Source organism: Achromobacter sp. DMS1 (genome assembly GCF_001270295.1).
Genome location: NZ_LHSJ01000006.1, coordinates 1 through 11,810 on the forward strand (window position 1 = coordinate 1; position 11,810 = coordinate 11,810).

The 11,810-nt window shown below is 69.3% G+C and carries 14 protein-coding genes and 1 pseudogene; 4 read left to right on the forward strand and 11 right to left on the reverse strand.

Features of this window, described 5'->3' with window-relative positions; genetic code table 11:
• The 9 genes and pseudogenes from AD428_RS01420 to AD428_RS01460 form a co-directional block, all read right to left on the reverse strand.
• Positions 1 to 193, reverse strand: a 193-nt coding sequence (locus tag AD428_RS01420; protein WP_200907970.1) for an acyl-CoA dehydrogenase family protein, incomplete at its 3' end; no start/stop codon positions are given.
• 21 nt (positions 194 to 214) lie between these two features.
• On the reverse strand, positions 215 to 1,372 hold the full coding sequence (locus AD428_RS01425; RefSeq protein WP_053243876.1) for an acyl-CoA dehydrogenase family protein: 1,158 nt from the start codon (positions 1,370 to 1,372) through the stop codon (positions 215 to 217).
• A 2-nt stretch (positions 1,373 to 1,374) separates the two neighbouring features.
• The gene (locus AD428_RS01430) at positions 1,375 to 2,151 is read right to left on the reverse strand and encodes an SDR family NAD(P)-dependent oxidoreductase (protein ID WP_053243877.1); all 777 of its coding nucleotides are present in this window, start codon (positions 2,149 to 2,151) and stop codon (positions 1,375 to 1,377) included.
• Positions 2,152 to 2,172: 21 nt separating this feature from the next.
• Positions 2,173 to 3,331 (reverse strand): annotated as a pseudogene (locus AD428_RS01435) (thiolase).
• Positions 3,328 to 3,732 (reverse strand): Zn-ribbon domain-containing OB-fold protein, encoded by a 405-nt coding sequence (locus tag AD428_RS01440; protein ID WP_053243878.1) that lies wholly within the window; start codon positions 3,730 to 3,732, stop codon positions 3,328 to 3,330. The pseudogene AD428_RS01435 and the gene AD428_RS01440 overlap by 4 nt, the downstream one beginning before the upstream one ends.
• Positions 3,729 to 4,526, reverse strand: a complete 798-nt coding sequence (locus AD428_RS01445) for an enoyl-CoA hydratase/isomerase family protein (protein ID WP_053243879.1) — start codon at positions 4,524 to 4,526, stop codon at positions 3,729 to 3,731. Before AD428_RS01445 ends, AD428_RS01440 begins: the two co-directional genes overlap by 4 nt.
• A 58-nt stretch (positions 4,527 to 4,584) precedes the next feature.
• A complete protein-coding gene (locus AD428_RS01450) occupies positions 4,585 to 5,049 on the reverse strand; it encodes a MaoC family dehydratase (protein WP_053243880.1) in 465 nt (154 codons plus the stop codon).
• 5 nt (positions 5,050 to 5,054) lie between these two features.
• Positions 5,055 to 6,026 carry a Bug family tripartite tricarboxylate transporter substrate binding protein gene (locus AD428_RS01455; RefSeq protein WP_053243881.1) on the reverse strand — a complete coding sequence of 324 codons (972 nt, stop codon included), beginning with the start codon at positions 6,024 to 6,026 and terminating at the stop codon, positions 5,055 to 5,057.
• Positions 6,027 to 6,095: 69 nt separating this feature from the next.
• On the reverse strand, positions 6,096 to 7,319 hold the full coding sequence (locus tag AD428_RS01460; protein WP_053243882.1) for a CaiB/BaiF CoA transferase family protein: 1,224 nt from the start codon (positions 7,317 to 7,319) through the stop codon (positions 6,096 to 6,098).
• A gap of 221 nt (positions 7,320 to 7,540) precedes the next feature.
• On the opposite strand from AD428_RS01460, the gene AD428_RS01465 reads away from it, so the two are divergent.
• Together AD428_RS01465 and AD428_RS01470 are read left to right on the forward strand one after the other, a co-directional pair.
• A complete protein-coding gene (locus AD428_RS01465) occupies positions 7,541 to 8,353 on the forward strand; it encodes a crotonase/enoyl-CoA hydratase family protein (protein WP_053243883.1) in 813 nt (270 codons plus the stop codon).
• Between the two features lie 52 nt (positions 8,354 to 8,405).
• A complete protein-coding gene (locus tag AD428_RS01470) occupies positions 8,406 to 9,305 on the forward strand; it encodes a LysR family transcriptional regulator (protein ID WP_152967950.1) in 900 nt (299 codons plus the stop codon).
• Between the two features lie 23 nt (positions 9,306 to 9,328).
• On the opposite strand, the gene AD428_RS01475 is transcribed toward AD428_RS01470, so the two are convergent.
• Positions 9,329 to 9,706: a VOC family protein gene (locus tag AD428_RS01475; protein WP_053243885.1), complete on the reverse strand. Its 378-nt coding sequence runs from the start codon at positions 9,704 to 9,706 to the stop codon at positions 9,329 to 9,331.
• 37 nt (positions 9,707 to 9,743) lie between these two features.
• The gene (locus AD428_RS26650; protein ID WP_160318538.1) at positions 9,744 to 9,899 is read right to left on the reverse strand and encodes a hypothetical protein; all 156 of its coding nucleotides are present in this window, start codon (positions 9,897 to 9,899) and stop codon (positions 9,744 to 9,746) included.
• Positions 9,900 to 10,140: 241 nt separating this feature from the next.
• Here AD428_RS26650 and AD428_RS01480 point away from each other — a divergent pair, with 241 nt between their 5' ends.
• On the forward strand, positions 10,141 to 10,491 hold the full coding sequence (locus AD428_RS01480) for a hypothetical protein (RefSeq protein WP_053243886.1): 351 nt from the start codon (positions 10,141 to 10,143) through the stop codon (positions 10,489 to 10,491).
• Positions 10,492 to 10,604: 113 nt separating this feature from the next.
• A complete protein-coding gene (locus tag AD428_RS01485) occupies positions 10,605 to 11,804 on the forward strand; it encodes an MFS transporter (protein ID WP_053243887.1) in 1,200 nt (399 codons plus the stop codon).
• The last annotated feature ends 6 nt before the right edge of the window (positions 11,805 to 11,810 follow it).

Below are 11,810 nucleotides of genomic sequence, written 5' to 3' on the forward strand. Positions count from 1 at the left end.
CCATGAAAAGCGGCAGCGCGTCGGCCAGGCTGGCGCCGGCGCCGCCGGCGTCCTCGGGCGCCAGCAGCTCCAGGAACCCGGACTGCCCGATGGCGTCCCAGAGCGCCGCGTGGCTGCCGCCCGCATCGATGGCGCGCACCACGGAAGGTTCGCAATGGCCTTTCAGCAGGTCTTCAAAAGCTTCGCTATACATGGGGTTCAAGCTCCACGCGGTTCAACGCAGGCCCAGGCCGCGGGCGATCATGCCGCGCAGGATCTCGCGCGTGCCGCCGCGCAGCGAATAAGTGGGACATACCTGGTTCACATAGGCGCAGGTGCGCAACAGTTCGGTGTCTATTTCCGCCGACGGGTCCGCGCCGAGCGCGGCTTCGATCACCGCCGGGATTTCCTGCTCGAAGGTCGTGCCCAGATCCTTTACCAGCGCGGCCTCCACCACCGGGCTCTCGCCCGCGGCCAGCCGCGACGTCACCGACAGCGACAGGCTGCGCAGGGCCGCCAGATGCGTGGCGAAACGGCCGGCCACCGGCGCCTGGACGGCATCGCCGCGCCCGCGCAGCCAGCGTATCCAGGCGTCCAGCAGCACGATGCTGGAATAGATGCGCTCGGGTCCGCTGCGCTCGAACGCCAGCTCGGCCGTCACCTGCTCCCAGCCGCTGCCTTCGTTGCCGACAAGCGCGTCGTCGGCAAGCGGCACGTCGTCGAAGAACACTTCCGAGAAATGCGCGTCGCCCGCCAGGTCGGCAATGGGGCGCACCGTCACGCCCGGCAGGGACAGGTCCACGATGAACTGCGACAGCCCCTGGTTGCGGTCCTGCGGCGTTCCCGAGGTACGCACCAGCGCGATCATGTAATGGCAGTGCTGGGCATTGGTGGTCCAGATCTTGCGGCCCGAGAGCGTCCATCCGCCGCCCTCGCGGCGCGTGGCGCGGGTACCCACGCTGGCCAGGTCGGACCCCGAGTTCGGCTCGCTCATGCCGATGCAGAAAAACGCCTCGCCGCGGCAGATGCGCGGCAGGTAGAAGCGGCGCTGCGCCTCGCTGCCGAACTTGCGGATCAAGGGCCCGCTCTGCCGGTCGGCGATCCAGTGGGCCGATACCGGCGCCCCCGCGCACAGCAGCTCTTCGATGAGCACGAAGCGCGAGAACGCATCCATTTCCGCGCCGCCGTATGCGCGCGGCAGGGTCACGCCCACCCAGCCGCGCGCGGCCAGCTTGCGGCTGAAGTCCGCGTCGAAACCCATCCAGGAACGCGCGCGGCGGTCGGCCGGCAGCGCCGGCGTCTCGGCCTGGAGAAACGCCCGGACCTCGCGGCGGAAGGCTTGCGCCGCCTCGGGCAGCGCGGCCAATTCGAAACGATCGATGAGGGTAGTCACGCTTACAGTCCGATGGTGTAGCCGCCGTTGACCGACAGGTGCTGGCCCGTCACGTAGGAAGCGGCGTCAGACAGCAGGAAACACACGGGCCGCGCCACCTCGTCGGCCTCGCCCCAGCGGCCCAGCGGAATCTGGCTGAGATAGGTGTCGCGGAACTTTTCGCCGCGTATGGTTTCGGTCATGGGCGTTTCCACCACGCCGAAGCCCACGGTGTTGACGCGGATGCCGTACCGGGCCCATTCGCGCGCCGCACACATGGTCAGGCCCAGCACGCCGGCCTTGGCCGCGCCGTAGTTGATCTGCCCGATGGTGCCGCGCCGGCCCGCGTCGGAAGAGATGTTCACGATGGAGCCCGCGCCGTCGCCGCCGGCCTTGGCGCGCGCCAGCAGGTGCCGGCCCAGCGCCTGCAAAAAGAAGAAGGATCCCGTCAGGTGCACGTCGATGACCTGCTGCCAGTCGGCCGCCGACATCTTGTCGATCATGGCCGTGCGCGTGACGCCGGCGTTGTTGACCAGCGCGTTAACGCCGCCGAACGCCGCCACGCCGGCGTCCACCGCCTGCCGGGCCAGCTCCGGGTCGGCCACGTTGCCCGCCACCGTCACGCAGCGCTCCGCGCCCAGCGACTCGCGCAGCGCCGCCAGCGCGTCGGCATTGAGATCCACAGCCACCACGCGGCCGCCCAGGTCCGCGATGGCCGTGGCCAGCGCGCGGCCGATGCCCTGGCCCGCGCCCGTCACGATGACTTGCCGGTTCTCCAGCGAAAGTAGGTTGTTCTGCATCGGGTTCTGCTCCGTTGATATTCAGATCGTGTCTTCGACGCCCAGCACCAGGGTGGCCTGGCTGGACAGTTCGCCGCCGTTGCCGTGCGCCAGCGCCAGCTTCGCCCCCCGGCACCTGGCGCTCGCCCGCGCTGCCCGCCAGCTGCTGGGCCGCCTCCACCATGGTGAAAAGGCCGTACATGCCCGGATGCACGCAGGACAGGCCGCCGCCGTTGGTATTGACCGGCAGCTCGCCGCCCGGCGCAATGCGGCCGCCTTCCACGAAGGCCGCCCCCTCGCCCTTGGCGCAGAAGCCCAGGTCTTCCAGAAACAGAATGGTGTTCAGCGTGAAGGCGTCGTACAGCTCCACCACATCGATGTCGCGCGGGGCGACGCCGGCCAGGGCCATGGCGCGCGGGCCGCTCAGCGAGGCGGCCGTGACGGTCAGGTCGGGCATGTTGGTGATGTCCTTGTGCCAGGCCGCGGCCGCGCCGCCCAGCAGGTAGGCCGGCCGCGCGGCCAGGTCCCGCGCCCGGTCGGCGCGCACCATCACCACGGCGGCCGCGCCGTCCGTCACCAGGCAGCAGTCGCGCACCGAGAACGGGTCGCACACCATGCGCGAGGCCAGGTACTCCTCCATGGAAAGCGGCTCGCGCATGAAGGCGTCGGGATTCTTCTGCGCCCATTGCCGCGCCGCGATCGCCACGGCGCCGAGCTGCTCTTTCTTCAGGCCGTACCGCGCCGCGTAGCGCGAAGCCGCCAGCGCGTATCCGCCGACCGGCCGGGCGAGCCGGTACGGCCCTTCGTAGGGCGAGGGCCGCATCGAGCTCACCAGCTTGCCCGCGCCGCTGCGCTGGTTGCTGCCGTAGGCGATAAGCGCCACGTCGCACAGCCCCGCGTCCAGCGCCAGCGCGGCGTGGATGGCGTGCGTCTGGAACGACGAACCGCCGGTGCGGTTGTTGTCGGTGAGACGCGGCGAAATGCCCAGGTATTCGGTGAAGCTCAGGCCCGACAGATAGTCGTCGGGCAGGCCGATAAAAAGGCCGTCCACGTCGGCGGGCGCCAGCCCCACGGCGGACAGCGCCTGCACGCTGGCGCGCACGGCGAGGTCCAGCGAAGTCAGGCCCGGCGCCTCGCCGATGCCGTAGGTGGCCGACGAAACGATCGCGGTCTTGCCGCGCGGGAAACGCTCCTGGCTCATTTCGGCTCCTTTGCGGCGGGATCGAACACCACCAGCGGCTGGCCGTCCTCGTCGCGCGAAATGCGGGCGCGCACGGCCATGCCCACCCGCACCTCGGCGGGGTCCATGCCCTCGACGCGGCTCATCATGCGCGGCCCTTCCTCCAGTTCGACGAGGCACACGTTGTAGGACGGCGCGGGCGGACGCACGCGCATCACCGTGGTGGCATACACCGTGCCCCGGCCCGAGGCCGGCACCCACTCCAGGTCCAGCGCGCCGGTGCGCGGCGCGGCCACGCGCGGAAAAAACACATATTCGCCGCTGGAGCGGGACCGCTGGATCATGAAGCGTCCCTCTGCCAGATGGGCGAAGTATTCCTGCTGCGGCCGCGGCGCGGCCTCCGGATGCGGTCGTTCGGTCATTTCTGCTCCTGCGGCCATTGATACAAAGGAGGCTGCTTTTCCATGAAACGGCGCGCGGCCTCCTGGTGAAACGGGCTTTCGCGGCACAGCGATTGCGCCATGGCTTCCTGCATGTAGACGGTGTGCCGGTCGGACTCGAAGGCGCGGTTCATCACCGACTTCATGATGCCCAGCGCCCCCGCGGGCGCGTGCTCGAAGCGCGCGGCGAACGCCAGCGCCGCGTCCAGCACCGGCCTGTCTTGCTCGACCTGGTGCGCGATGCCCAGCGCCAGCGCCTCCTGCGCGCTCACCACCCGCGCCGAGAACGCCAGCGCCTTGGCGCGCGCCAGGCCCACGGCGCGCGGCAGCAGGTACATGCCGCCCAGGTCGGGCACGTAGCCGATGCGCGCGAACACGGCGCAGAACGTGGCGCGCGGCGAGGCCAGCACGAAGTCGGCGGCCAGGGCCAGCGACAGGCCCGCGCCGTAGGCCACGCCGTCCACCGCGGCGATGACGGGCTTTTCAAGGTCCACCAGCTCGTCGAACCAGCGCTGCATGCCGATGATGCGGCTGCGGCCCTCGAAGACATCGGTCTTGCCCTGCCCCGCCGCCATGGCGCGCAGATCGCCACCGGCGCAGAAATGCCCGCCGGCGCCGGTGAGGACCACCGCGCGGATGGCGTCATCGTCCCGCACCCTGGGCAGGGTTTCGGCCAGCGCGCTGCGCAGCTCCAGGCTCAAGGCATTGCGCGCCTCGGGCCGGTTCAGCGTGAGCACGGCGCAGGCGCCCACGCGGGAAAGTTCGAGTACGGACATAACGGTTCCTGGTAAATCGGCGTTTCATCACGCTCCGGAAGGCAGCCCGGGCGGGCGTCTAATAACGGATCTGCATCAGCCACTCGGCCACCATGGCCGGCCGTTCCGCGCCCTGCACGCGCACGTCCACTTCCCACAGGCAGCGCGCCTCGTTCTCGCGCAGTTCGTCCACCCGCGCTAGCCTGAAGCTGCCCACCAGCGCCGAGCCGCTGGGCACCGGCGCGGGAAAGCGCACCCTGTCGAAGCCGTAGTTCAGCGCCAGCTTTCGGCCCGGAAACTCGAACAGGCGGTGATACCACCCGGTAATGAGCGACAGCGTGAGCAGGCCGTGCGCGATGGTGGCGCCGAAAGGCGATTCGGCCGCCGCCCGCGCCGGATCGACGTGGATCCACTGCCGGTCGTGCGTCACCGCCGCGAAGGTGTCGATGGCGTCCTGGTCCACGACGATGGGCTGGCCCGTGACGGCGGGCTGGCCCACGAAGCCTTTCAGGGCCGCGATCGAATCGAAGCTTTTCTTTTCCATGGCGCTCAGTCCGCCTTCACGCCCAGCGATCTGGCCAGCGGCATCCACTGCTTGCGCTCGGCATCGATGAACTGGGCGAATTGCTGTTGCGACCCCGGCATGGGCTGCGCGCCGATGCGCCGCAGCTTCTCCACCAGCTCGGGCTTTTTCAGCGCCTCGTTGATGGCCCGGTTCATTTCGTCGATGACGGGCTGCGGCGTGCCCGCGCGCGCCATCACGCCGAACCAGGCGGCCGCCTCGAGCCCCGGGTAACCCAGTTCCCTGGCGGTAGGCACGTCGGGCAGTTGCGGGAAGCGCTGGTCGTCCAGAATGGCCAGCGGCACGATGCGGCCGGCCCTGGCCTGCTGCATGCACGAAGGCAGGGCGTCGAACATGATGTCGATGTTGCCGCCCATCATGCTGACGATGGCCGGGGCGCTGCCCGCGAACGGCACATGCGTCACCTTGAAGCCCATCTTGCTGACCGCGTATTCGCCCGCCAGATGCGTGATGTTGCCGCTGCTGGCCGAGCCCATGGTGAGCCTGCCGTCTTCCTTGCTGCCCTGCGCGATCAACGCCTGCACGTCCCGGGCGCCCAGGTCCTTGCGCGTGACCAGCAGCAGCGGCGCCTTGCCCATGCCCGCCACGGGAATGAAATCCTTGGCGGGGTCGTAGGACATCCGGGAATAGATGGCCTGGTTGATGACGATGGGCGCGTTGGCGCCGACGTAGAACGTGGCGCCGTCGGGCGCGGCCTGCAGCACCGTCTCGGCCGCGATCATGCCGGCCGCGCCGCCCTTGTTCTCGACCACGATGGGAACGCCCAGGACGGCCGAGGCGTCGTTGGCCACCAGACGCGTGATCTGGTCGGCCGCGCCCCCGGCGGGATACGGAACCACGTAGCGGATGGACGAGGGCTTGGCCTGCGCCAGGCCGCCGGCGCAGCAGGCCGCCAGGGCCAGCGCCAGGGCGCTGCGGAAAAAGGAACGACGCGGCATGGGTTTGTCTCCTGTGTTTTTTATGTCGAGAGGAATGGACCGCCCGGCGCGCCGCAGCGCGCCGGCGCTTCAGATGGCGCCCGCCGCGCGCAGCTCGGCAATGCGCCCGGGCGGAAGGCCGAGCCGCTCGGCCAGCACGCCTTCGGTGTGCTCTCCCAATAGCGGCGCGGATCGGCCGTACCGGATCGGGGTGCCGGACATGCGTATCGGGCTGGCGACGGCCGGCGCCTCCACGCCCGCGCCGTGCGGCAGCGACAGCCGCATGCCGCGGTGCCGCACCTGCGGATCCTCGAACACCTGCTTCATGTTGTAGATGGGCCCGCAAGGCACGTTGGCCGCCTCCATGAGCTCCACCCACTCCTGCATGGTGCGCGCCAGCATGGCCTGCGCGATCTCGGGAATGAGCGTGTCGCGATTGCGGTTGCGCTGGCCGGGCGTGGCGTAGCGCTCGTCGGCGGCCAGGTCTTCGCGCCCGATCAGCCGGCAGAACGCGCGGAACTGGCCGTCGTTGCCCACCGCCACGATCACGTCGCCTTCTTTGCAGCGGAACACCTGGTAGGGCACCATGTTCGAGTGCGCGTTGCCCATGCGGCGCGGGATCTTGTCCGACAGGAAATGGTTGATGGCCTGGTACGAGCTGATGCTCACCACGCAGTCGAGCAGCGACATGTCGATGTACTGGCCCTGCCCGCTCACATGACGGTGCTCCAGCGCGGCCAGGATGGCGGTGGTGGCGTACATGCCGGTGAGCAGGTCGCTGATGGCAATGCCCACCTTCATGGGCTCGTCGCCCGGCGAGCCTTCCGGCTGGCCCGTGATGCTCATCAGCCCGCCCATGCCCTGGAACACGAAGTCATAGCCCGGCAGCGCGGCGTAGGGCCCGTCCTGCCCGAAGCCGGTAATGGAGCAATACACCAGTCGGGGGTTCACTGCCTTCAGGCTTTCATAGTCCAGCCCGTAGCGCGCCAGCGTGCCCACCTTGTAGTTCTCCACCACCACGTCGGCCTGCGCCGCCAGCTCGCGGATCAGCGCCTGCCCCTCGGGATGGGCGAGGTCCACGGTGATGGACTTCTTGCCCCGGTTGGCCGCCAGGAAGTACGAGGAGTCGGCCGTCTCGCGGCCTTCGCCGTCCTTCAGGAAGGGCGGCCCCCAGGCGCGCGTGTCGTCGCCCACGCGGGGACGCTCCACCTTGATGACCTCGGCGCCCATGTCCGCCAGGTTCTGGGTTGCCCAGGGGCCCGCCAGGATGCGCGTCAGGTCCAGCACCCTGATATGCCCAAGCGCCGTCTTCATCTGCCCTGTCTCCTCATGTTTTTCTGCCGTCCAGCTTAGGAGCAGGGTTCTTTCCGCGTCCAATATTATTTATTGATAATTTGATATTCGTTGCATATCAAAAGCCTTGCCGCATACACTTTTCCGACGAATTTCCGGCCGCTGCGGAAAACGGGCCGGCGCAACGCAAATATCAGACTCATCGAAACGATAGCTTCACCATCCCCCAGGAGGCCCGGCCCATGAGCGATTTTCTTTCCTACACGCAGCGCGGCCACGTGGTCACGCTGACCATGAACCAGCCGGAGAAGCGCAATCCGCTCACGGGCAACACCGCGGTGGACGAATTCGTCGCCGCCGTGGCGCGCATCGAGGCCGACCCCGGCGTGCGCGCCGTCATCCTCACCGGCGCCGACCCCGCCTTCTCCGCCGGCGGCGACATCCGCGCCATGCGCGAGCAGTCCGACCCCGCGGTGGAACCCATGCGCATTCGCAACGACTACCGCACCGGCATCCAGCGCCTGCCGCTGGCCCTGTTCAACCTGGAAGTGCCCGTGATCGCGGCGGTCAACGGCCCGGCCATCGGGGCGGGACTGGACCTGGCCTGCATGTGCGACCTGCGCATCGCCTCCGAAAAAGCCAGGTTCGCCGAGAGCTTCATCAAGCTGGGCATCATTCCCGGCGACGGCGGCGCGTGGCTGCTGCCGCGCCTGATCGGCATGGCGCGCGCAGCGGAACTCACCTTCACCGCCGACATCATCGACGCGCAGCGCGCCCTCGAATGGGGCCTGGTGTCGCGCGTGGTGCCGCACGGCGAGCTGCTGGACACCGCCCACGCGCTGGCCGAACGCATCGCCGCGCATCCGCCGCAGGCCATGCGCATGACCAAGAAGCTCATGCGCGAAGCCCAGCACACCCGACTGGACACCTTGCTCGAACTGTCCGCCGCCTACCAGGCCCTGGCTCACAAGACCCCCGAACACGCCGAAGCCGTGTCGGCCTTCCTCGAAAAGCGCGAACCGCGCTTCGACAACCCGCGCCCCGCCCATGGCTGATCCGCGCAAGCGCATCGAGGCCGCCGCCGGCGGCGACACCGCGCCCGATCCCATGCTGGACCTGCGGCGCGTGCGCCAGTTCGTGGTGCTGGCCGAAACCCTGAACTTCCGCCGGGCGGCCGACCGCCTGCACATGACGCAGCCGCCGCTCACCGTGGCCATCCAGAAGCTGGAAGCGGAACTCGGCACACGCCTCTTCGAACGTGGCGGCTCGGGCGGCGTGTCGCTCACGCCCAGCGGGCACGCGGCCCTGGCCGAAGCGCGCCGCCTGCTCTTTCACAATGCGCAGATGGCGGCGGCCGCCCGCGCCGCGTCGGCCGGCACCGGCGGCGCGCTGCGCGTAGGCTTCGTGGGGTCCACCACCAATGGCGTACTGCAGCGCATCGTGCGGCTGTTCCGGGCGGAGTACCCTGGCGTCGAACTGGTGCTGAAAGAAAGCACCTCGGTGCGCATCGCCGAGCGCGTGGACAGCGCCGACTTCGACGTGGGCCTGGTGCGCACGCCGCTCCTCACGCCTTCGCGCGCGCAGCTCGCGCCCCTGCTCGCCGAGAACTTCGTGGCCGCCCTGCCGCCCGGCAATCCGCTGGCGCGCAAGCCCGACCTGCGCATCGAAGAACTGGCCAGCGAATCCTTCGTGTTCTACACGCGCGAAGAAGCCGCCGGCTTGCACGCCATGGCCATGCTGGCCTGCCAGCGCGCCGGCTTCCTGCCCCGCATCACACAGGAAGCCACTCAGGTGCAAACCCTGCTGTCGCTGGTGGAAAGCGGGCTGGGCGTGGCGCTCGTACCCGCCGTCATGCAGTACAACCCCAGCCCGCGCGTCGCCTACCGCGTCATTGCCGACATTTCGCCCGCGGCGGAGATCGGCCTCGCGCTGCTGCTGGCGGAGCCGTCGAGCGCCGCCGCGCAGCGCTTCCGCGACGTGGCGCTGCATTGCTTCGGCGAAGACTGACGCGCGGCCCGGCAGGCTGACGCCTATGCCCGCTCGGAGATCTCGATCAGATTCAGATCGGGGTCGCGCAGGTAGATGGAGCGGATCGGGTAGTTGGCGCCCGTGCGCAGCACCGGCCCTTCCACGATCTGCGCGCCGCGCGCCTTCAGCGTCTCGATGACCTGGTCCAGCGGCTCGGACGCGATGAAACACAGGTCCAGCGCGCCCGGCACGGGCAGATGCGCCTTGGGCTCGAACTCGCTGCCCTTCACGTGCAGGTTGATCTTCTGCTGGCCGAACTTGAACGCCTTGCGCCCCTGCCCGAAGGTTTCCAGCTTCATGCCCAGCAAGCCCACGTAGAAGTCCACGCACGCCTGCTCGTTTGCCGTGGTGAGCACCAGATGGTCGAGGTGATCGATCATTGCAGCCTCCTTGCCGCTTTCAGATGTCCGGGCCCCGCTATCTGCCGCAGGGATACGCCTTGCCCAACGCCTCCGTCACCCCGGCCGACGCGCTCTCCGTCTGCCGCGCCGGCGGCAGGTCCGCCAGATAATCCAGCACCACGCCGGGCAGCACGGGCTTGCGGGGCGGCGGGCAGACAAAGACATGGAACACTCTTCGATGCGGACCGAGTCCGGATGGTATCAGCCGCCGGCAACGCGGCAACGGCGCAAGACGGCCGGCGGCCCGGCGCGGACAGACCTGGTTGCTTTTTTTACAAGGCGGCGCGCCCGCCCGTGGCAAGATGGGCCGCGTCGCCACCCCGAACAACAGGCCATCCCGTGACTTTCCTCTTGCGGCGCGCCGCCTCGCCCGACCGCCCATGCGCCCCGCCGCCGGCGCCGGAAGCCCGGCCATGAACGGCGTCAGCATCGAACCCCTCGAACTGCTCACCTTCTTCGAGGCCGAGCCCCAGAGCGAAGAGCCCGAGGTGCCGTGGTACTACGGCAGCCACACCTACCAGACCCGGGTAGGCGACCACCACATCAGCTTCGGCCTGCTGCCCGCGCACGGCGACGTCTCGCTCACCATCCGCCACCAGGACCGCGACCTCTACCACCTCGTCGCCCTCTCCGTGCGCGACATCCGCTACCGGCGCGACGGCGCCGTGGAAACGCTGGAAATCATTCTCTCCGAACGCGACCGGGTCTTTCTCCGGCTGCGGCCGGACGTGGTGATCACGCAGGACGCCTCCGGGCTGGGGTGAGCCCGCCCTCGCCCCGGTATAAACTCCCCAGACGCCTCAACCCTCCGGCCCCGGGCGCCGCGGACTGGCCGCGCCTTCCGCAGGCGCCAGGCGCCCTGGGCATCGTCAGTGAAATGTCGCAACAAGAAGATTCCTTCGACCTGAAGAAAATCGCCGTTCCCGCTTTCGGCCCCTCTCTCTTCTACGGGCTCAGCAACGGCGCCATCCTCCCCGTCATCGCCCTCACCGCCCGCGACCTGGGCGCCTCCGTCGCCACCGCCAGCCTCATCGCCGCCCTCATCGGCATCGGCTCGCTGTTCAGCAACATTCCCTCGGCCCTGCTCACCGAACGCTACGGCGAGAAGTACGCCATGACCGGCGCGGCCCTGCTGAGCGTCGTCGGGCTCCTGATGGTAATCACCCTGCCCAGCCTCTGGGTGCTGGCGATCGCCATGCTCATGCAGGGGGTCGCCCAGTCGGTGTTCCAATTGGCGCGGCAGAGCTACATGATCGAGATCGTGCCGCTGCAATACCGCGCCCGCGCGCTCTCCACGCTGGGCGGCACCACCCGCATCGGCACCTTCATCGGCCCTTTCGCCGGCGCGGCCCTCATTCACTTCATCGGCCTGGACGGCGCCTACTGGGTCGCCCTGGCCGCCATGCTGGGCGCCGGCCTGATCGCCTTCACCGCCCCCGACATCGAGCCCCGCGCCGTCCACAGCCAGGCCGCCGCCCGGACCAGCATCGGCCAGGTCGCGCGCAGCCACTGGCGCGTTTATCTCACCCTGGGCGTCGGCGTCATGCTCATCAGCGCGCTGCGCGCCTCGCGCCAGGTCGTCATTCCCCTCTGGGCCGACCACCTCGGCCTCGAGCCGGCCACCACCTCCCTCATCTACGGCCTGGTCGCCGCCGTGGACATGTCCGTCTTCTACCCCGCCGGCAAGGTCATGGACCAACGCGGCCGCCTGTGGGTCGCGCTGCCCTGCACCCTGCTCATGGGCCTGAGCCTCATGACCATTCCCCTCACCGGCGGCGCCCTCAGCTTCATCCTCGTGTCCCTGTTCCTCGGCTTCGGCAACGGCATCGGCTCCGGCATCGTCATGACCCTGGGCGCCGACGCCTCGCCGCCCGGCGCCCGCACGCAGTTCCTGGGCATCTGGCGCCTGATGTCCGACCTCGGCACCAGCGGCGGGCCGGTCCTGCTGTCCGGCCTGACCGCGCTGGCGTCGCTCGGCATGGGATCTTTCGGAGTGGGACTGCTGGGGCTGGTGGCGGCCGCGGTGTTCTGGAAGTGGCTGCCGGCCCGATCCCATACGCCGGCCAAGGCGGGCTGAAATGGG